Origin of the sequence: Streptomyces sp. RGM 3693 (genome assembly GCF_050471125.1) — a bacterium.
Classification (GTDB): Bacteria; Actinomycetota; Actinomycetes; order Streptomycetales; family Streptomycetaceae; genus Streptomyces.
Genome location: NZ_JBMPPQ010000003.1, coordinates 1,213,630 through 1,233,058, shown reverse-complemented (window position 1 = coordinate 1,233,058; position 19,429 = coordinate 1,213,630). Strand labels below are relative to the sequence as shown.

Sequence of the window (19,429 nt, the reverse complement as noted above, 5' to 3'; positions counted from 1 at the left end):
TGCCAGCGAGCCCGCGCCCGCGTACCGGCCGTTCCTCGCGTCGGGTTCCCGCCCCGGCTTCCCTACGTGCTTCCCGTGTACGTGTCTGCCGTGTGCGTGCTCCCGCATGCGTGCGGCTCGGCCACCTGCCGGCGCCGTCAGGTGCTGGTGCAACGGCCTCCTCCCACCAGCACACCAGCTCCGGGCCGATCACGCGCGCCGAGCGGGCGACGGCGGTCCGTGGCCCACCCCGCACACCGGGTGCGGGCCGGCCGGACCGCCCGGGACCGGGGAACTCAGGACAGCAGCAACGGCAGGTCCCAGCCGGTGGGAGCGCCGCCCGTCGCATAGGCGTCCAAGGCCAGGGCGACGCCCGCCGCGCCGTCCAGATAGCCGGAGACATCGGAGGCGAACGGCACCCGCGTCATGGTGAAGCGGTAGCCGAACGGCACGTCGGGCCGGAAGGCGTCGAGGAGACGGGACGCCACCTCGTCGCGCCGGATCGCGAGCCGGTCGGTGAGCGCGCGATCCGCGTGCTGGTCGGCGAGCCGGGCCGCGGGCGCCTCGTGGCCGGCCGTGAAGTCCTCGGCAAGTCGGCCCAGTTGGTGCAGTGCGCCGGCCCAGCCGTGGCAGAGCGCGTGGTCGGTGATGCCCCACTGCTCCAGAGGGAGCGTCAGCAGCCGTTCTACCGAAGCCGCGGCCAGTGCGGTCCAGTCCGGTCTGCCCAGCGCGCGTCCCGCCAGTTGGAGGGCGCGGGAGACGCCCGGTGCGCCGTAGCACCAGGAGGGCCAGCCGGCCGGTTCGTCGTACGCCTCGGGGCCGGCCAGCCACTGGGCGAGGCTGAGATGGCCCGGCCAGTACACCCCGTGCGCGTCCCGTACGGCCCACTGCGTCAGCAGGTCGGCCGCGGATTCGATGGCGTCCCGCTGGCCCGGTAGGCGGACGCCCTGCTGCCAGGCAAGGGAGAGCAGCGCCAGCGGCCCGGCCACACCGTGCGACAGACCGAGGTTGAGGTGCCCACCGGGGAGCGCGGCCTCGGCGCCGATCCGCGGGGCGTCGAGGGCCCACCAGCGCGGCACCCGGTGGCCCTCGGGGTGTACGACGTCGCCGAGCGCCAGTCGCGTCAAGTAGCCAAGGACGGCGCCCAGTTCGTCGGTGCAGGTGTCGGCGCGGGCGAGGAGGTAGCGGCCGACGCCGGTCATCCCGCGGACCACCTCGTAGTGCCCGATGGTGGCCAGCGGGCCGTCGGGGACGTCGGGCAGTGCGGTGCGGACCAGGTCGCGTTGGTACGCGTCGAGCTGTCGCAGTGCGGAGACGTAGCCGCCGGTGGCGCGGTGGGCGACGAGGACCGCGCAGGCCAGCGCCCCGGGGCCCTTGAAGATCCCGCTCGGAACGGTGTCGCCGTCGGCCGCTGCCCGGGTCGCGACGGCGAGATAGCGGTGCGCGCGGGCGGTGCGGTCGGTCGCCGGACCGGTGCCGCCGCTGAACGCGAGGGAGAGGCCGGGGCTGCCGCTGCCGAGGGTCAGTTCCGCCCAGATGCCCTCGGGCCGGCCGTCGTCGGCCGTCTCGGCCGGTATCCGGGTCGCGGCCATGGTGGCGGCCGGGTCGGCGAGCCGGTCGAGGAGCTCCGCCGAGACGACGCCGGCGCGGTCCCGCAGGGCGGTGCGTGCGCGGGGCGCGGTCGGGTCGGTCGTGGTCATCGGGCCGCCCCCGCTCCGACGGCGTCACCGTCCGGAGCCGGGTCCCGGCCGGCGGTGCCGTCCGGTCGCCCGCCACCGGGTCCGACCCCGTGCGCCCGGCGGCCGAGCAGCGTCCGGACCGCACCCCGGAGCACCGCGTAGCCGCGGGCCTCCGCCGCCCGGTCGATGCCGAACAGTCGGTTGTGCCGCATGTGCAGCAGGGACAGGACGGCCTCGTCGCGGTCCGCTTCCGGGGCGGCGCGCAGCAGCTCCCCGTAGGCGCGCGGCTCCGGCGACTCGGTCCACAATTCCGCCAGTGCGGGTATGCCGAGCGCCCGGGCGGCGTGCCGGACGGTGTCCCCGGCGGTCTCCCCGGGCCGGATCAGCCGATCGGCCAGCGCACGGTGCCGCTGGTAGACCTCGTGGTCGGGCCCCTTGGTGAACATGCGGTCCACCCAGGCGCACCAGTCCCAGTCACCGAGCGAGTCCAGCAGGACCGCATGGCCGGCCGCGGCCAGCACCTCGTCGGGTACCGCTGCCGCCCCGGCCCGCCGCGCCCGCAGTTGGAGCAGGGCGGACCGACTGTCCGTGCGGAAGAGCCGCTCGGCCGTCTCCTGGGCCGCCGGGCCGCCGTACCGGTCGGTCTCGGGCCGGTACACGTCCAGTGTCATGGTGCGCACCGCCCCGGACCCGATCAGCTCCCGCACGTGCCGGGCGACGGCGGGCAGCACCCGGCCGGTCAGCTCCGTGGGCGTGCCGTGGAAGCGCAGCCGCAGATGCGGTTCCGGGTCCCGGTAGCGCAGGAAGAACCAGCGGTCGGTATCGGCTTCGACCTCGGCCAGGAGCGCGGGCAGCCGGTCCGCCAGGAGCGCGTCATGGGTCGCCGGGTCGGCGTAGACCTTGACGAACAGCCAGTCCTCGCCGGGGAGATGGACGCGGGTGGGGGCGGGGCGGAGCGGCGCGGCGACCGGTGGCGCACCCGCGTCCGTCGCGCCGCGCACCGCGGGGGACGCTTCCGCTCCGGCGGCGGGGCGGGGTGCGGCGGGCGGTCCGCTCCTTCTCGTCCGGCCCGCGCTCGCCAGCGGCACCACGATCTCGGTGCTGTGACCGGAGTTCCAGCCGAGTCCGCGGCCGTCGGCGGTGAGGTCCTCGTACAGGACAAACCGCGGTTCCACGGCGGTCAGTTCGGCCCGGAGCAGTGCCCGGTCCCACGGTTCGCGCAGGTCGATGGGGAACATCTGGTCGTTGCGGGCGATGTGGAGCCGGTCCGGCACCCGGTTCCCGCGGCGCCAGGCGCGCAGGCCGTCGTCCCAGGCGGCGGCGCCCGGCGTACGGGCCGCGTCCCGCAGCCGGCGTCCGGCGAGCCAGCGGCGGGGGGCGGTCAGCACCCGGCCGTAGCGGACCCGCGGCAGGTACGGCAGCACGTCCAGGCCCGCCCAGTCCCACCCCGACCAGACCCGCGGACGGGCCGCTGCCAGGTCCGCCAGGAAGCGGGCCACCGGGGGCGCCTGGGCATCGAGCGCGAGCATGTGCGGGATCACCGGCGCGATCTGACGTCCCGTCGGACCGTGCAGCAGGCGCAGGCCGTCCTCCCCGGCCGCGACCAGCAGGGTGCGCCAGTCCAGGCAGTGCGGGTCGCCGCGGTCGTCGGCGACCCCGAGGGGGATGCGGTACGGGAGCAGCGGCGGTACCTGCACGATGTTCAGCGACCGCGGATCCCGCGGCGCCAGATCCACCTGTGCGCGCAGGACGCCGTCGGGCTCTTCGTCCCGCCCGCCGACCAGTTGGGACAGTGCGTCGGTGAGACCCGCGCCGGCGGCGAAGCGGCCCGCCGTCGCGCCGGCCGTCCACGACCCGATGTGCGGGCTGCCCAGGAGCAGGAAGTCGCCGCGGTCGAGGGCGGCCGGGCTGTCGGCCAGCACCTGGAAGCACAGTTCGAGGGTGCGGGGCGGCCGGCCGCCCGGTGTGTGCCCGACGGCGGCCGCCAACCGCGCCACGTCGTCGTCGGTCAACTCGATGTCGCCGCCGTCCAGGACCGCCTGGTGGACGAGTTCGGCGACGGCGGTCCGGCGCGCCCGGTCGCCAGCGCCGCCACCGGGCCCGTCGGGTACGGGCGCCGCCGCACCGCGCTCGTGGTACTCCGGCGGCAGCCCCAGCCCGCGGTGCGGATCGACCAGGTCGGCGAGGGGGACCGCGCAGGCGGTTCCGTACCGCTCGATGAAGCGGTCGCGATAGTCCCGCATATACGCCAGCGTCCCCCACTCCGGGGTCATCGCCCAGATCGCCGCGGCGTACCGGCGGACCTCCTCGCCGATCGCTTCCGGCAGCACGAAGTCGCCGGTCAGCCGCAGGTCGACCTGGACCGGCGGCCGTCCCGTGCCGTCCACGGCCGCGGTACCGGGAGCGCGCCGTCCGGGGCGACGGGCCTCGGCGTCCCGGGCCCCGGCCGCCGTGCCCCCGCTCTCGTTCCCGCTTTCGTTCCCGTTCCCGCTTTCGTTCCCGCTCCAGCTCTCGTTCCCGCCAGTGTCGAGGCGGCGGACGCCCGCCAGCAGCGCCTGCCACGCCCGACCGCCCTCGCCCGGTGGTTCCGCCGCGTAGGCGGCCGCTGCCGCGCGGACCGCCCGCAGCCCCTCCGAGCCACCGGGCACGACCCCCGCCAGCGCGGACTCGATCCGGTCGAGCAGCGCGTCGTCGATCCGGTACGGGGTCAGGGAGGTGAGGAGGAAGCCGTGTTGCACCAGTCCGGCGAGCAGGGCGTCGATCCGCTCCGGGGCGATGGCGGGGAACCGCACGGCCAACCGGTCGAGCAGTGCGGCGTAGGCCACCGGTCGGGTCGCCTCCTCCCGGACCATGCCCACCAGCGCGTTGTCCCGCACCGACGTCTCCCGTTCGCCGGCGTGCAGGAGCAGCCGCCCGTCCCGGCGGACGCACAGGTCGTTGAGCACGACGTCGACCCGGCGCCGGACCTCGGGGACCGTCAGCCAGTCCAGGACGCGGCGGTGCAGCCAGCCGCCGTCGAGCCGGGCCGCCACCTCGCCCGGACCGGTGAGTTCCGCCTTGGCCGCGGCGCCGAAGTGGGCGCGGCCGACGCCGGCGAACAGGCCGAAGGGAGTGGGCCGGCCGCCCGCCCGCCGCGCGTACCGGGTGAGTGTCCGTGCCGCGCTGAGCGTCCGCTTCCGGCCGAGGGCCGCCGCGCCGTCCGCGGTGTCCAGCCGGTCCAGGCTGTGCGCGAGGCTGCCGCTGGCCACCTCGACGGCCTGGCGCAGCAGGGGATCGCCGGCCAACTGCCGTACCCCGGTGGCCGGATCGTCGGGGTCGATGCGGTCACCGGGGTACGGCCCCCGCGGCGTACTGGCCATCCGCACCAGCACCGGCTCTCGGATCTCGAACACATCCAGATCTGGTCGCACCTGGTTCGTCCCCCACGTCGCCGGCGGCACAGGATTCACTGCGGTGGTACGGGAGAGCGGGGCGGACAGGGTCCGCCCCGCTCCGGAGCTCACCCCGAGGTCAGCAGCAGGTCGGACAACGGGTGCCGATCGCATAGCTGCTCGGCGAGGTGTAGGTGCCCTGGCCGAACTCCTGGGCCTGGTCCGAGACATCGGAGATACGCAGATCCAGGTCGAGGTCGGCCTCGTCGAACTCATGAAGAACGATCTCGGTACGCATGTTCCCTCCAAAAGGTTTGTCGAGCCACACAACCGGACGAATGCACCCGAGCACCTCACGGGGCTCGGTAGACCCACCTTTCACCCTGGTAACAGGGAGCCGGGAGGCGAAAACCGGACGAACACGTATGCCGGATCGGCCGGTTCCGGGCCCGGTGGCACCGCCTCGCCTCCCCTGGCCCGGCGCCCGTTCCTCCTGGCGGACGCGGCCCACGAGCGGACATCCGTCCTGTCTGGAACTGTCCGAAAGTCGCGGCAACTACTTGGACGTCCTAGGATTTTGGACGCCTGATCGCGCACACGTCATCCGGTTCGTCGGGTGGTCATCACCTGCTTGGCGTTGTTCAGCCGGAAGCCACGGCCGGGGCTTCCCGGTGTGGTCGGTCAAGGCAGGATCTCGACGTACCCGTCGGTTCCGTGCACACGGATCCGCTGCCCGTCCCGGATCAGCCGGGTGGCCTGCTCCACGCCCACCACGGCCGGCAAGCCGTACTCCCGGGCGATCACTGCGCCATGGGTCATCAGGCCGCCCACCTCCGTCACCAGGCCCGCGATTCCGACGAACAGCGGCGACCAACTGGGGTCCGTGAAGGTCGTGACCAGGATGTCGCCCGCTTCGAGCTCGGCCTCCGCCATGTCGAGGATGACGCGGGCCCTTCCTTCGACGGTCCCGGCGGAAACCGGTAGGCCGATCAGGGCGCCGGCCGGCACGTCGTCGCGCCGGTACGCCCCGGTGACGGCCTCACCGTCCGAGGTGAGCACCCGGGGCGGTGTGAGCGCGTGGTACGACCGGAACGCGTCCTTGCGCCGCTGGATGAGCTGGTCATCCACCTGGTGCGCGCGCACGACGTCGTGGAACTCCTGGAACGTGAGGTAGAAGACGTCCTCCTTCTCAGGAAGCACGTTGGCCTGCACGAGGCGCTCGGCCTCCGCCAGCAGGGCCTGCTTGTAGACGAAGTAGCGGCTGACGATGCCGTACTTCGGATACTCCCGGTACCCGATGAAGGTGCGGACCCGGTCGATCATCCGCTTGGTCTCGTCTGCCTTCCGGTCCCCGTCCGGCAGGGCGCGCAAGCGTGACAGCACGTCCTGTTCCTTCTTCTGCGCCTTCTGCCGCCCTTGCTCGAAGCGCCGCTCGGCGGCGCCCGGCTCGAAGTTCCTGACGTTGTCGAGGATCACGGGCACGAGCGTGGTGGGGCGCTCGCGCCACCGCGGCCGGGTGATGTCGATCTCGCCGACGCAGCGCATGCCGTACCGGTCGAGGTAGGCCACCATGGCGTCGCGCGCTTCGGTCCCGCCCGCGAGCTTGGCCAGCTCGTCCAGGAAGGCGTCGTCCTCGACGTACTCGACGCCCTGTAGGAACGCCACCACCTCCGACTGCGGGCGGATCACGTCCGCGACGTCGAGCAGCGCCAGGCCCATCTCCGACGTGACGTTGTCGGGGGCGGACAGCGTGAGCGTGTCAGCCGCGTTCTTCTCGCCCAGCCACTCCCGCAGCTTGTCGTTGAGCCACCACGTGGCCTCCATGCCCGCCATGATCGCCTGAATGCTCAGCGGATCACTGAGCACTCGCTTGTGCTCCTCGAAGGCATCCAGCAGGAAGTCGAAGAGTGCCGGTCCGGTCTTCGTCCGGATGTCGCGCTCCAGGGCGGCGATGGACGCCTGGCTGCGCTCGATCAGCCCGGTGACGATGGCCGGATCGGTGTCGATCGGGGCGGACGCACCGCCGGCCGGCGGCCCGCCGGACTGCGGCCTGCCGGGAGGGGCGTCCGGGAGCGACGGGACGAAACCGTCGCGGTCGAGGACGGTCTCCAGAGCGTGCCTGATCAGCGGATCGCCCTTCCCCATAGCAGCCAGGAGGCCGGCGCGGCTCGCGGGCGAGGCCAGGCGCCGGGTGACGTCGACGAACAGCCGCCCGCCGGCCGCGTGCATCGGCACCATGGCCGTCAGCTGCCACATGGACAGCCCCAGGGGCTTCATGGGGTCGGTCATCATCTGCCCGTGGCCAACGGAGACGTAGACGTGATTGTCCTGGTCGTCGGTCTCGGGGATGGGGAACAGGGTCGTGATCGGCCGGCTCTGAACGATCTGGAAGCCGTCATCGACCAGGCACCATTCGATGTCCTGCGGGCGGCCGAAGTGCGCTTCGATCCGCCGCCCTAGCTGCACGAGCCGCACGACCTGCGCATCCGTCAGCGCCGGCTGCTCCTGCCGCTGCGAGTCGATCGCCACTTCCTGCGTACCGCCGGCCGGCAGGGCGTGAACGGCACGCTGTTTGACGGCGATCGCCCTGGCGACGACTTCGCCGTGTCGCACCTTGAAGACGTCCGGGTTCACCAGGCCGGAGACCAGGGCCTCGCCGAGGCCGAAGCCGGCGTCCACGGTGGCGACCTTCCGGTTGCCCGTGACGGGGTCGGCCGTGAACAGGATGCCGGCCGCATCCGGGAGGACCATCCGCTGCACGACCACGGCCATGTGGACCGTACGGTGGTCGATGCCGTTCCGCTGGCGGTAGGTCACGGCCCGCTCGGTGAACAGCGAGGCCCAGCACCGGCTGATGTGCTGGAGGATCGCCGTCGGCCCCACGACGTTCAGGTACGTGTCCTGCTGGCCGGCGAACGAGGCCGTCGGCAGGTCCTCTGCCGTCGCGCTGGATCGGACGGCGTAGGCAGCTTGCTCGCCGAGTTGGGAGAGCGCGCGGGTGATCGCCGCCGCGAGATCGCCCGGGATGGCGATCCCTTCGATGGTCCGACGCAGCTGCGCGCTGAGCGTGCGGATCGCCTCCCGGTCGTCCGGGGTCAGGCGAGAGAGCTGATCGAGCCGATCGTCGATCGACGGCGCCTCCGCCATGATCCGCCGGAAGGCGTCCGTCGTCACGCAGAAGCCCCCCGGCACGCGGATGCCCTCGATCCGCGACAGCCCGCCCAGGTGCGCGCCCTTGCCGCCGACGACCACGACCTGCCCCTCGCCGACCTCTTGAAGATCCAACACGTACTGCTCCGTCATTGCGATACCTCCGAGGGAGCCGTGCTCCGTTGCACTGCGGTGGCCGACCGCATCACCGGCGCCGCCACCTCTGTCGAACTTCTTGTCGAGCACGTCCTCATCCCTGGTCGCCTTCCCTCTGCTGAGCCGGGCGGCCGGTCGGGCGGCGCGCACCCCCGCACCTCTGTGCCGAGCCCCCGCAACTGCACTGCCGGTCCCACCACCGGTCCGACGTCACCGCGCCCCCCATACGTCGACAACAACACACGCCCGTCGTGCCCTCATTTCCGCAGGTTGTGGCATCGGTCGACGATTCTGCGCCGTGACCCGGGGCTTGCGGCAAGCCCCCCAGCGCGCTATACGTTGAGAGTGGCAAGGAGAGCGCTCTCCTTGCCTTTGCTTTTGCTTTTGCCTTTGTCTTGTGCCGTCCCATGGAACCGACAGACTTCTCGCGAAGTGGTGGCGCGGCGCGTACGTCCCCCGTCCCCCTGCACGACACCGCCCAGAACCAGCTTTCGGCCAGTTCGACTTCGGGTGCATTGCATCGGGGAGCCGGTGCCAGGCCGCCCAGGCGATCATGCGGTGCAGCCCGTCGAGGTGGGTGATGCCCTCCTTGACCCGCAGGCCGTCGTAGTCCACGGCGCTGACGGCCCGTGCGCCGGGTCGCGCCGCAGTGGCGCAACCCACCGCCCCCGCACAGTCGCACCCGTTAACCTGGCCGCCGCGTGTGGACCGGCCCGGCCGGGCGGGAGGGCCGACCGGACCGTCCGCCGCACGGTCCGGCACGTACCCGAGAAGGACACGTTCACCATGCCACTCAAGCGCCCGCACCAGCACCGCGACGCCAGCCGCAACCTCGCCGTCAACCCGGTCTTCAGCCGGGAACCGGTCCACGTCCCCCGGTACGAACTGCCGGCCGACGGCATGGACCCCGACACCGCCTACCAGATCGTCCACGACGAACTCATGTTGGACGGCAACGCCCGGCTCAACCTCGCCACCTTCGTCAGCACTTGGGCCGAACCGCAGGCCCAGCGCCTGATGGCCGAGTGCGCCGAGAAGAACATGATCGACAAGGACGAGTACCCGCAGACCGCCGAGATCGAGGCGCGCTGCGTGCACATGCTCGCCGACCTGTGGCACGCCCCCGACTCCCATGCCGCGGTGGGCTGTTCGACCACCGGGTCCAGTGAGGCCGCGATGCTCGCCGGACTGGCGCTCAAGCGCCGCTGGCAGCACCGCCGGCGCGCCGAGGGCAAGTCCACCGAGCGTCCCAACATGGTGATGGGCATCAACGTCCAGATCTGCTGGGAGAAGTTCGCCAACTACTTCGAGGTCGAGCCGCGCTACGTCCCCATGGAGGGCGACCGCTTCATCCTCTCCCCGGAGCAGGCCGTCGAACTCTGCGACGAGAACACCATCGGCGTCGTCGCCGTCCTCGGCTCGACCTTCGACGGCGCCTACGAGCCGGTCGCCGAGATCTCCGCGGCCCTCGACGACCTCCAGGAGCGCACCGGCATCGACGTCCCGCTGCACGTCGACGGCGCCTCCGGCGCGATGATCGCCCCCTTCCTCGACCCCGAACTCGCCTGGGACTTCCGGCTCCCGCGGGTCGCCTCCATCAACACCTCCGGCCACAAGTACGGCCTGGTGATGCCCGGCGTCGGCTGGGCCCTGTGGCGGGACGCCGACGCGCTCCCCGAGGACCTGGTCTTCCACGTCAACTACCTGGGCGGCGACATGCCGACCTTCGCGCTGAACTTCTCCCGGCCCGGCGCCCAAGTCATCGCGCAGTACTACAACTTCCTGCGCCTGGGCTTCGACGGCTACCGCGCCGTCCAGCAGACCAGCCGGGACGTCGCCACCCGGGTCGCCGCCGAGATCGCCGAGATGGGCCCCTTCACCCTGCTCACCGACGGCAGCCAACTCCCCGTCTTCGCCTTCCGGATCAGCGACGACGTCACCAACTTCACCGTCTTCGACGTCTCCGCCGCCCTCCGCGAACGCGGCTGGCAGGTCCCCGCCTACACCTTCCCCGCCAACCGCACCGACCTGGCCGCCCTCCGCGTCGTGATCCGCAACGGCTTCGGTCACGACCTCGGCGACCTGTTCCTCGAAGACCTCCGCCGCGTCCTGCCGCGCCTCCAGGCCCAGCAGCGCCCGCACCGCGATGCCGGCGACGCCGGCGGTTTCGCCCACGGCGCCGAGACCAAGCAGGCCGGCCGCCCGGCCATCCCGGAGCAGATGGTCCGCGACTGACCGCAGCCGCTCCCACCCCCGGCCCGGCGCCACGGGCCGGGCCGGCGGGCCGGCGCCAACAGGGGGAACGCCGTCCGGGAGAGCGTCGGCGCGGGGCGCTGCCAAACCGGCCCGACTCGGTCACGCTGGAGGTGAGGGGGCACGCTCCGGCCGGATCCGGCCACTAGGGCGGAAGGAGCTGACGGCCATGTCGTCGATCGCCGCGGACTACCAGCCGGTACGGGTGGAGGCGGAACTGGACGAACCGCTGTCCCGCTGGCTCTGGGCAGTGAAGTGGCTGCTCCTCGTCCCGCACCACATCATGTTGACCGCGCTGGGCATCGGCTTCCTGCTGGCCACCGCGCTGGCATTCCCGGTGATCTTCTTCACCGGGCGCTACCCCCGGCTGCTGTTCGGCTTCACCAGCGGCGTGCTGCGCTGGGCCTGGCGGGTGGCCTACTACTCCTACGGGGCGCTGGCCACCGACCGCTATCCGCCCTTCACCCTCCGCGCCGTGCCCGACTACCCCGCCCGCCTGTACATCGACCGTCCGGAGCACCTGCCCCGCGGCCCGGGCCTGCTCCTGTCGAGGCTGCGCGCCTTCCCGGAGCTCTTGATCCTGGTGCTCGTCGGCCTGGCGTTCCGGCTGGTGTGGTGGATCGGCGGGCTGTCGGCCATCCTGACGCTGGTCGCCCTGATGATCCTGATCTTCAGCTCGCCCGCCGCCACGCTGCTCTGGACCGGCCACTACCCCCGGCGCCAGTTCCGCAGCCTGCTCGCCTTCGACCGCTGGGTGATCCAGGTCCTGGCCTACCTCTTCTTCCTGACCGACGCGCTCCCGCCGCTCAGGCCGGAGCGCACCGGCCGCCGCACCGGCCGTCTGTGGAACCGCTTCCACCGCCGGCCACCCCGCCGGCACACCCCGGTGGTCAGCGCGCGCTGAACCGCCCGGCCACGCACGGATCCTCGTTGCGGTAGCCGAGGCGGGTGTAGAGCCGCTCGGCGGGGGCGTTGTCGGCGAGCTGCCACAGGGTGCAGAACCCGTACCGGCGGACGGCGTACCGGGTCAGCCACGAGGTCAACGCCGCCCCCAGCCCCTGGCCGCGCTGGGCCGCGTCGGTGGCGACCGACGCCATCAGCGGGGCGCCGTTGTCCCGCAGCGTGCTCAGCGCACCGCACGCCACCAGCTGCCCGTCCGCGCCGCGGATCCCGGCCCACAGGCTGACGTCAGCGGAGTCGGGCCCGGTCGAGTGCGCCGGGCTGTGCTCGGTGAGGAAGGCGAGGAGCTCGTCGTGGTGCGTCTCGCCCAGCGTGACCACCCGCTCCTCCGCCGGATGGGCCGGTGGCTCGGCGAGCGTCCACCGGAACACCCAGGCGATCCGGTCGGCCACCGCCAGATGGCGGCCGAGCAGCGTATCGGTACCCCGCGGACCGGTGAACTCCTGCACTGTGTCCGGGAGTTGATGTGCGGCACGGAGGACGAGGCCGGCCGCCGCGGTCGGCTCGCCGACGCTCCAGACATGGCCGCGCGGCTCGTCGAGCCAGGCCACTGCGCCGTCGCCGGACCAACTGATCCGGCCGACCGGCCGCGGCCGTGCGGCGCCGAAACGCAGCAGCGCGGAGCCGGCCTGCCGCTCCAGGCCCTGGGTGAACAGATCCGCGGTCCGGGGGAGAAGAGTCGTCGCCTGCATCGCTCTCGGGGGAAGAATTCGCTCTGGGGAGGGGAGGACGAACGGGCGGGATCCGTGCAGGGCACGGCCGTAACCGTCGTTCAGGGATGGGGTTTGTCGGGAATTCCGGCGGCCACCGCAGTACAGGACGAAACGCCCGGCCGGCCGGAAAACCCACTGTCGCACACCGCCCCCGGCCCGGGGCAAATCTGCCCCCGCGAGCAGCTACCGGCCGCACCTACCCCTGCGGCAACCAGGCCGTTTGCACCAGTCGTGCCTCCCGCTTACGGCTGATGAACCGCGCCCGACCCGGCGGCAGCTGCGCCGGGCGGTGCGGGCCGACCAGGACGCCCTCCGCCGGGTCGCCGGAGAACAGCAGGGCCTGCGCCCCCAGCTCCAGGACGCGCTGCATCACCGGCTCGTAGATCGCCCGGCCGGCGCCCGCGATGCGGCGCGCCAGGATCAGGCGCAGGCCCAGGTCACGGGCGAACGGCAGGTACTCCAGCAGTGGTTGGAGCGGATTGCCGCTGCTGGTCGCCACCAGGTCGTAGTCGTCGACGAGCACGAACGCGTCCGGTGCGTCGTACCAGCTGCGGTTGCGCAACTGCTCCGGTGTGACGTCCGGCCCCGGCATCCGGCGTCCCAGCGACTCGGCGATCGTGGTGACCACCTCCTTCAGCCGTGAGGCCGAGGTGCAGTAGTCGGCGACATGGCTGTCGGGCAGGTCGCCCAGCAGCCCCCGGCGGTAGTCGCTGACCACCATCAGGGCCTGCTTGTCCGGGTAGCGCGCGGCGATCTGCCGGACCAGGAGCCGCAGCAGCGACGACTTGCCCGACTCGCCGTCGCCGTAGACCACCAGCAGCGGATCGGCCTCGAAATCGACGCGGACCGGCGCGAGGGCCGTCTCGTCGATGCCGAACGCGATGCCGGGCGAGCCCGCCGCCGGCGGCGGCAGCTCGGCGGCCGGGAACACCGCCGGCAGCACCCGCACCGGCGGCGCCACCGGCCCCGACCAGTGCGTACGCACCGCCGACGCCAGCTCGCCCAGTGCGATGCCCAGGTTGTCGCCCTCGGCGACGCCGTCCATCCGCGGCAGCGCGGCGAGGAAGTGCAGCCGGTCCGGCGACAGCCCCCGGCCGGGCCGGCCGGCCGGCACGTTGTTCGCGAGCCGGCGGTCGACCTCCGACTCCATGGGGTCGCCCAGCCGCAGTTCGACCCGGTTGAGCAGCAGGTCGCGCAGCGCCGGCCGGACCTCGCTGTACCGGGCGACACTGACCATGAGATGGACGCCGAAGCCCAGACCGCGCCCGGCGAGGTCGAGGAGGGCGCCGTCCAGCTGCTCGAAGTCCGACCGGAAGGAGGAAAATCCGTCGATCACCAGGAAGACGTCGCCCCACGCCTCCGCCGGGAACTCCCCGGCGGCCCGGCGGCGCCGGTAAGTGGCCATGGAGTCGATGCCGTGGGCGCGGAAGAACTCCTCCCGACGCTCCAGGATCCCGCCGACCTCCGCGACCGTACGGCGCACCCGGTCCGGCTCCATCCGGGTGGCGACCCCGCCGACGTGTGGCAGCCCCGCCAGGTCGAGCATCCCGCCACCGCCGAAGTCCACACAGTAGAACTGCACTTCGCGAGGGGTGTGGGTGAGCGCGAACGCGGCGATCACCGAGCGCAGCGCGGTCGACTTGCCGGTCTGCGGACCACCCACGAACAGCCCGTGCCCGGCCGTCCCGGAGAAGTCCAGGTACAGCACCTCACGGCGCTGCTCGAACGGCTTGTCCACCACCGCGGCGGGCACCACCAGACGGCCCAGCGCGCCGTACGAGGCCGGGTGCAGACCGCGCTCGGCGGTGGCTACCAGCGGCGGCAGCAGCTGGTCGACGGTGGGTGGCGCGTCCAGCGGCGGCAGCCAGACCTGGTGCGCCGCCGGGCCCTGGCCCTGCATCCGCTGGACCAGGACGTCCAGCACGCTCTCGGCGAGCGCCGCCACGCGGTCACCGGCCCCCGGGGGCGCCCCGGGCGCCTGGTAGGCGGCCGACACGTACGCGCCCATGAACCGGATCATGGATTCGCTGCCGTGCTGGAGGATGCCGGCGCCCGGGGTGCTCGGCAGGTGGTAGGCGTCCGGCACCCCGATCGCCGCCCGCGACTCCGCCGCGGAGAAGGTCCGCAGCCCGATCCGGTACGAGAGGTGGGTGTCCAGGCCGCGCAGCCGGCCCTCCTCCAGGCGTTGCGAGGCGAGCAGCATGTGCACGCCGAGGGAGCGGCCGATCCGGCCGATCTGGACAAACATCTCGATGAAGTCCGGCTTGGACGTGAGCAGTTCGCTGAACTCGTCGACCACGATGACCAGCGACGGCAGCGGCGCCAGGGCCGCCCCCGCGGCCCTGGCCCGCTCGTAGCCGGTGATGTTCGGGTGGTTCCCCGTGGAGCGCAGCAGCTCCTGGCGGCGCTGTAGTTCGCCGGTGAGCGCGTCCCGCATCCGGTCGATCAGCGCGATGTCGTCGGCGAGGTTGGTGATCACCGCCGCGACGTGCGGCAGCTCCGCCAGGCCGGCGAACGTCGCCCCGCCTTTGAAGTCCGCGAGGATGAAGTTGAGGTGCTCCGAGGAGTGGGTGACGGCCAGTGCCAGCACCAGGGTGCGCAACAGCTCGGACTTGCCGGAGCCGGTGGCGCCCACACACAGCCCGTGCGGGCCCATCCCGCCTTGGGAGGCTTCCTTGAGGTCCAGGAAGGCCGGCTGACCGTCCTGTCCGATCCCGATCGGTACCCGCAGCCGGTGCTCCGGCGCGCGCCGCCGCCGCCACGGACCGGACGCCTCGAAGCCGCCCGGATCCCCGATCTGTAGCAGCTCCGCGAACGACAGCTCGTCCTGCCCGGAGCGGACGGCGGACGGCGGCTCGACCGACGCGAACCGCGCCCAGCCGCCACGGGCCCGGGTGCCCAGCTCCGCCGCGGCCGCCGCCAGGTCGTGCACCGCGGCCACCCCGTCCGTACGCGGCAGCGCGATGTGCACGTACCGCTTCTCGGCCCGGTCGTTGCAGAGCGCCACACCAGGCGTGGCGGGCGTCAGCCGGGCGGCCAGCTCGGGGTGGATCAGGGACTCGTCGGGGGAGCTGAGCGCCAGCTCGAAGCGGGTCAGCATCACCTCCAGCAGCGGCCGGGGGACGGCCGCCCAACGGGACGTGCTCACCATCAGGTGCACCCCGTGGCGCAGGCCGGTGGTCCCGATGCCGCGCAGCGCCACCGCCAGGTCCTGGAAGTTCTCGGCGAACTCCGCCCATCCGTCGACGACCAGGAAGAGGTCACCGACCGGCTGGTCGGCGAGCAGACCGCCGGCCCGCGCACCCCGGTACGCCTCGATGGAGTCGATCGCCGGCAGGCGCTCGAAGTCGTTCTCCCGGCGGGTGTTGAGCGCCACCGCCTGCGCGACCATCCGGTGCACCCCGTCCGGGTCCTGGCGCTGGGCGAAGCCGCGGACGTGCGGCAGGTGCTTGAGCCGGCGCAGCCCGCCGCCGCCGAAGTCGATGCAGTGGAACTCGACCTCATACGGGGTGTGCGTCAGGGCGAGTGAGGTCACCAGCGTCTGGAGCAGCAGGGTCTTGCCGCTGCGCGGCCCCCCGGCCACGGCCACGTGCCCGGCGCCGCCGGAGAGGTCCACGTAGTGGGTCTGGACCCGGCGGCCCTCGGCCCGGTGCGACCGGCCGATCGGCGTGATCAACTGCCCGCTGTCGCGCCAGTTCTCGGCCGCGAGGCCGCGGTCGTGGGTCACCACCAACGGCGGCAGCAACTGGTCCACGGTGGCGAGCGGCGACGGGCCGTCGGTCTCGGTGAGACCGGGGAACGGCCGGTGCGCGTGCGGGGACGCCTTCGACAGCCGTAGCCGGCTGCCACCCTGGATGTCGCTGCCGAAGAAGGTGGGCTTCTGCTCGTGGGTGCGGGCCACCGTGTCGGACACGTACTGGTACAGCTCCTGCGCCGTGACCCAGCCGTCCTCGTCGAGGTCGGCGCGACCGGTGTTCAGGCCGTCGATCACGGCACGGGTGAAGACCGAGCTCCACTCGGCCGGTCCACCGCCCGGGGTCGCGTCCTCGATGGCCTCCTGGACGGAGTTGGCCGCGGTGATCACATAGCTGCCGCGGTGGTCCACGAACTGCCGGGGGATGTCGTCGAGGCCCAGGTCACCCTTCGACGTGCCGAACGCGCCGGAGAAACAGCAGTCCAACAGCGCTATCTTCTGCTGAGCCCGGCTGAACTCCATCGACTCCTTGATGAACTCCGCCGAGACCGAACTGGCCCGGATCATCTCGCGGTTGGTCCGCACGGTCGCGAAGTGCAGCCGCCCCCGACGGTCCTTCAGGCCGTGGCAGGACAGGTAGACCAGCGCGAGGTCCACCTCACGGTCCATGAAGAGTCGCTCGACGGCCTCCTCGATGACCGCCTTGGACTCGTCGACCAGGACCTGCACGGAGTCGAACTGGCCGATGTCCGGGTCTTCGAGCAGTGCCGCCAGCTTGCGGGCGTCGTGGACCGGCGACCGCAGCTGGGGCAGTGAGTCGTCGAGGTAGCGCTCGGTGGCGATCAGCAGGGCGCGGCGGTCACCCACGGGAGCCTCCCGCGGTCCGCGCCGCCGTGCGCGCCCCGATGCCGTTCGGCCGCGCCATCAGGCGTCCCCCGTGGTGCCCTCCAGCGCCGACGGCCCCGCCGCTCCGCCCGACGCGGCGTCGGGGCCGGCGGCCACCGCCCGGATCCAGGCTTCCACCGCCGCGTCGGTGGTCTTCTTCGACGCCCCTTGGATCTCCAGCCGGTTCTTCCCGCTGACCAGGACGGCCTTGCGGGCTCCGCTGCGTTGGATCACGTCCCGCACGACGCGGGTGACCGATCGCAGGACGGCGACCGAGAAGCCGCCGCTGAGCACCAGCGTGCCGAGCGACGCCAGCAGTCCGCTCTTGCCGCCGGCCGCACCGGCGATCTGCCCGCGCTCGACGTCGGGCAGGTCGAGGCACAGCAGTTCCTCGTGCAACTGTCGGGTCAGTTCGTCGAGTTCTTGGTCATCGACGTTCTCGTCGTGCACGACGACGGTGACGTCCCCCGTGATCGTCATGAGCCACCTTTCGCGTTACCGCAGGATTCTAGAGGCAGCCGGGCCTGGAGTGAGGCGTGGAATGTCTCAACGCTGCTGCAATGCGGCCGGGTTGAGACCCCGGTGCGCCCGGTTGCGTCGTAGGTGTCCCGTCAACTCCGCAGGAGTTCCGGCAGCTCCCGGCCCGTAGCGCGGCGACCCCGAGACGCGGTCGTGCTTACCCGTACGGGTTGCCCCTCACCGCCCCCTGAGGCACGGCGCCGGCGGAGTCGTCCGCCGGGTCGATGAACGGCGGCCGCGGCGGTCGGATGCTGGAGGTGATCGCAGGGAGGGGCGCGCCGCTCCTCCGGAAGCAGAAGGGACCCCTGTCATGAACGCCCGGAGCCCGCGTCCCGCCGCGGTTCCCGCCGAAGCGCTGCGGCACCCCCGCAGCCTCAAGGCATTCCGAGGTATGAAGCTGCTGGTCGGCGGCTATGTCGCGCTCAGCGTGCTCACCCTCGTGGCCATCTACCTGCTCCGCGGCGACGCCGCCGTCGTGAACGACGCCGTCTGGGTGCGCGCCGGTATCGTCGCCGTCAGCGCCCTGCTGACGTACACCTTCACCGTCCGTGCGGCCCGCGGCTCCCGGGGGGCCTACCGCAGACTGCGGATCGTCGCCACCCTGATGGCGGCGGCCATCGCCCTCGTCATCGCGGTCCCGGGCCCGTTCCCGGTGTGGTTGAAGGTGGAGCAGGGCGTGTGCGGGCTGGCCCTGCTGGGCGTCATAGCCGTCGCCAACGGCAGCCATCTGCGCGCCCTGTTCGCCGCCCGGTAGGTCGCCGGTGCGAGTCGGTCCCGGCGGGGGTTCCGCACCCCGCCGGGTCGTGGCGTACCGGCCCGGACGGTCAGGCCGACATCACCCGCTGGGTCTTTATCGACTGGAGCAGCCCGATGGCGACCCACCCGGCGAACATCGACGACCCGCCGTAGCTGACGAACGGCAGCGGCAGGCCGGTGACCGGCATGATGCCGAGGTTCATCCCGATGTTCTCGAACGCCTGGAACGCCAGCCAGCCGACGATCCCGGCCGCGGCGACCGTGCCGTACAGGTCCGGGCACTGTCGCGCGATGCGGCAGGCCCGCCACAGCACCACCCCGATCAGCGCGATGATCAGGCCCGCTCCGAGGAAGCCCAGTTCCTCCCCGGCGACCGAGAAGACGAAGTCGGTCTGCTGCTCGGGCACGAACTGGCCGTTGGTCTGGGCCCCGTGGAAGAGCCCGGAGCCGGTCAGGCCGCCGGCGCCGATGGCGATCCGTGCCTGGCTGGTGTTGTAGCCGACGCCGGACGGATCGAGCGCGGGATCGGCGAACGCCGCGAACCGGTTGAGCTGGTACTGGTCCAGCAAGTGGAACTGCCAGACCGCCAGGCAGCCGACCACACCGACGCCCAGCAGGCCCAGGATCCACCGTTTGGGTGCGCCCGCCGCGATCAGCATGCACAGCACGATCGCCGCGATGCCCAGCACCTGCCCGAGGTCGGGGGTGAGCAGGATCAGCACCGCGGGGAAGCCGCCCAGGGCGAGCGCCCGGACGATGCCCCGCCGGTCCGGTTGGGTCAGGTCGCCGGCGTCCACGCGGGCGGTGAGCGCCACCGCCATCGCGATGATGATCGCGACCTTGACGAATTCGGCGGGTTGGATGGACATGCCGCCGCCGATCACGATCCACCGCCGGGAGCCGTTGATGGTGGCGCCGACCGGTGTCAGCACCAGCGCCACCAGGAGCACGGTCACGGCGTAGAGGATGGCCGCGGTGTCGCGCAGTCGCCGGTGGCCGTACCAGAGGGTGAGCGCCCCCAGGGCGAGCCCGATCCCGGTGTTGATGAGGTGCCGTACGACGAAGAAGTACGGGTCGCCCTGGTTGAGTTGCATCCGGCCGCGGGTCGCGGAGAAGACCAGCAGCGCCCCGATCGCGGAGAGCGCGAAGGCCGCTGCGAACAACATCCAGTCGAGCCGGCGGACCAGGGACCCCCGCCCGAGGATCCGGCCCCAGGCCGATTTGGCGCGAGTGGTCCCGCGCACGGGAAAGCTGACGACGCTCACCAGGGCCTCCTGTCCGGACGGAGCCACGACAGGCAGGAGGGTACTCCGC

The 19,429-nt window shown here is 72.5% G+C and carries 12 protein-coding genes; 3 read left to right on the top strand and 9 right to left on the bottom strand.

Features of this window, described 5'->3' with window-relative positions; translation table 11 throughout:
* Nucleotides 1–275: 275 nt before the first annotated feature.
* The 5 genes from ACO0M4_RS33775 to ACO0M4_RS33755 all read right to left on the bottom strand — a co-directional run bounded on the left by ACO0M4_RS33775 (nucleotide 276) and on the right by ACO0M4_RS33755 (nucleotide 8,998).
* Nucleotides 276–1,679 carry a lanthionine synthetase C family protein gene (locus ACO0M4_RS33775; protein WP_430374879.1) on the bottom strand — a complete coding sequence of 468 codons (1,404 nt, stop codon included), beginning with the start codon at nucleotides 1,677–1,679 and terminating at the stop codon, nucleotides 276–278.
* The gene (locus ACO0M4_RS33770) at nucleotides 1,676–5,017 is read right to left on the bottom strand and encodes a lantibiotic dehydratase (protein ID WP_430375354.1); all 3,342 of its coding nucleotides are present in this window, start codon (nucleotides 5,015–5,017) and stop codon (nucleotides 1,676–1,678) included. Before ACO0M4_RS33770 ends, ACO0M4_RS33775 begins: the two co-directional genes overlap by 4 nt.
* A 151-nt stretch (nucleotides 5,018–5,168) precedes the next feature.
* Nucleotides 5,169–5,327, bottom strand: coding sequence for an SCO0268 family class II lanthipeptide (gene lanA / locus ACO0M4_RS33765; protein WP_430374878.1), 159 nt, complete (start codon nucleotides 5,325–5,327; stop codon nucleotides 5,169–5,171).
* Between the two features lie 383 nt (nucleotides 5,328–5,710).
* Entirely contained in the window at nucleotides 5,711–8,332 is a 2,622-nt protein-coding gene (gene rph / locus ACO0M4_RS33760; protein WP_430374877.1) for a rifamycin-inactivating phosphotransferase, read from the bottom strand.
* A gap of 213 nt (nucleotides 8,333–8,545) precedes the next feature.
* Nucleotides 8,546–8,998: a DUF6309 family protein gene (locus ACO0M4_RS33755; protein WP_430374876.1), complete on the bottom strand. Its 453-nt coding sequence runs from the start codon at nucleotides 8,996–8,998 to the stop codon at nucleotides 8,546–8,548.
* 123 nt (nucleotides 8,999–9,121) lie between these two features.
* On the opposite strand from ACO0M4_RS33755, the gene ACO0M4_RS33750 reads away from it, so the two are divergent.
* Together ACO0M4_RS33750 and ACO0M4_RS33745 are read left to right on the top strand one after the other, a co-directional pair.
* On the top strand, nucleotides 9,122–10,570 hold the full coding sequence (locus ACO0M4_RS33750) for a glutamate decarboxylase (protein ID WP_430374875.1): 1,449 nt from the start codon (nucleotides 9,122–9,124) through the stop codon (nucleotides 10,568–10,570).
* 187 nt (nucleotides 10,571–10,757) lie between these two features.
* On the top strand, nucleotides 10,758–11,492 hold the full coding sequence (locus ACO0M4_RS33745) for a DUF4389 domain-containing protein (RefSeq protein WP_430374874.1): 735 nt from the start codon (nucleotides 10,758–10,760) through the stop codon (nucleotides 11,490–11,492).
* Here the strand turns inward: ACO0M4_RS33745 and ACO0M4_RS33740 are convergent.
* The 3 genes from ACO0M4_RS33740 to ACO0M4_RS33730 all read right to left on the bottom strand — a co-directional run bounded on the left by ACO0M4_RS33740 (nucleotide 11,479) and on the right by ACO0M4_RS33730 (nucleotide 17,320).
* The gene (locus ACO0M4_RS33740) at nucleotides 11,479–12,240 is read right to left on the bottom strand and encodes a GNAT family N-acetyltransferase (protein ID WP_430374873.1); all 762 of its coding nucleotides are present in this window, start codon (nucleotides 12,238–12,240) and stop codon (nucleotides 11,479–11,481) included. The two genes, ACO0M4_RS33745 and ACO0M4_RS33740, sit on opposite strands and share 14 nt — an antisense overlap.
* Before the next feature lie 217 nt (nucleotides 12,241–12,457).
* Entirely contained in the window at nucleotides 12,458–16,822 is a 4,365-nt protein-coding gene (eccCb, locus tag ACO0M4_RS33735) for a type VII secretion protein EccCb (protein ID WP_430374872.1), read from the bottom strand.
* 57 nt (nucleotides 16,823–16,879) lie between these two features.
* Nucleotides 16,880–17,320 carry a hypothetical protein gene (locus ACO0M4_RS33730; RefSeq protein ID WP_430374871.1) on the bottom strand — a complete coding sequence of 147 codons (441 nt, stop codon included), beginning with the start codon at nucleotides 17,318–17,320 and terminating at the stop codon, nucleotides 16,880–16,882.
* 349 nt (nucleotides 17,321–17,669) lie between these two features.
* Between ACO0M4_RS33730 and ACO0M4_RS33725 the strand changes: the two genes are divergently transcribed.
* Entirely contained in the window at nucleotides 17,670–18,113 is a 444-nt protein-coding gene (locus tag ACO0M4_RS33725) for a hypothetical protein (RefSeq protein ID WP_430374870.1), read from the top strand.
* Between the two features lie 70 nt (nucleotides 18,114–18,183).
* Here ACO0M4_RS33725 and rodA read toward each other — a convergent pair whose 3' ends face one another.
* Nucleotides 18,184–19,383, bottom strand: coding sequence for a rod shape-determining protein RodA (rodA, locus tag ACO0M4_RS33720; RefSeq protein WP_430375353.1), 1,200 nt, complete (start codon nucleotides 19,381–19,383; stop codon nucleotides 18,184–18,186).
* Nucleotides 19,384–19,429: the final 46 nt, after the last annotated feature.

Bases quoted from the DNA above. Each gene is read 5' to 3' on its own strand.
- ACO0M4_RS33725 (WP_430374870.1), top strand. From the start codon at position 17,670: ATGAACGCCCGGAGCCCGCGTCCCGCCGCGGTTCCCGCCGAAGCGCTG.
- rph (WP_430374877.1), bottom strand. From the start codon at position 8,332: ATGACGGAGCAGTACGTGTTGGATCTTCAAGAGGTCGGCGAGGGGCAG.
- ACO0M4_RS33770 (WP_430375354.1), bottom strand. From the start codon at position 5,017: ATGGCCAGTACGCCGCGGGGGCCGTACCCCGGTGACCGCATCGACCCC.
- ACO0M4_RS33750 (WP_430374875.1), top strand. From the start codon at position 9,122: ATGCCACTCAAGCGCCCGCACCAGCACCGCGACGCCAGCCGCAACCTC.
- ACO0M4_RS33745 (WP_430374874.1), top strand. From the start codon at position 10,758: ATGTCGTCGATCGCCGCGGACTACCAGCCGGTACGGGTGGAGGCGGAA.
- ACO0M4_RS33730 (WP_430374871.1), bottom strand. From the start codon at position 17,320: ATGACGATCACGGGGGACGTCACCGTCGTCGTGCACGACGAGAACGTC.
- ACO0M4_RS33740 (WP_430374873.1), bottom strand. From the start codon at position 12,240: ATGCAGGCGACGACTCTTCTCCCCCGGACCGCGGATCTGTTCACCCAG.
- ACO0M4_RS33775 (WP_430374879.1), bottom strand. From the start codon at position 1,679: ATGACCACGACCGACCCGACCGCGCCCCGCGCACGCACCGCCCTGCGG.
- lanA (WP_430374878.1), bottom strand. From the start codon at position 5,327: ATGCGTACCGAGATCGTTCTTCATGAGTTCGACGAGGCCGACCTCGAC.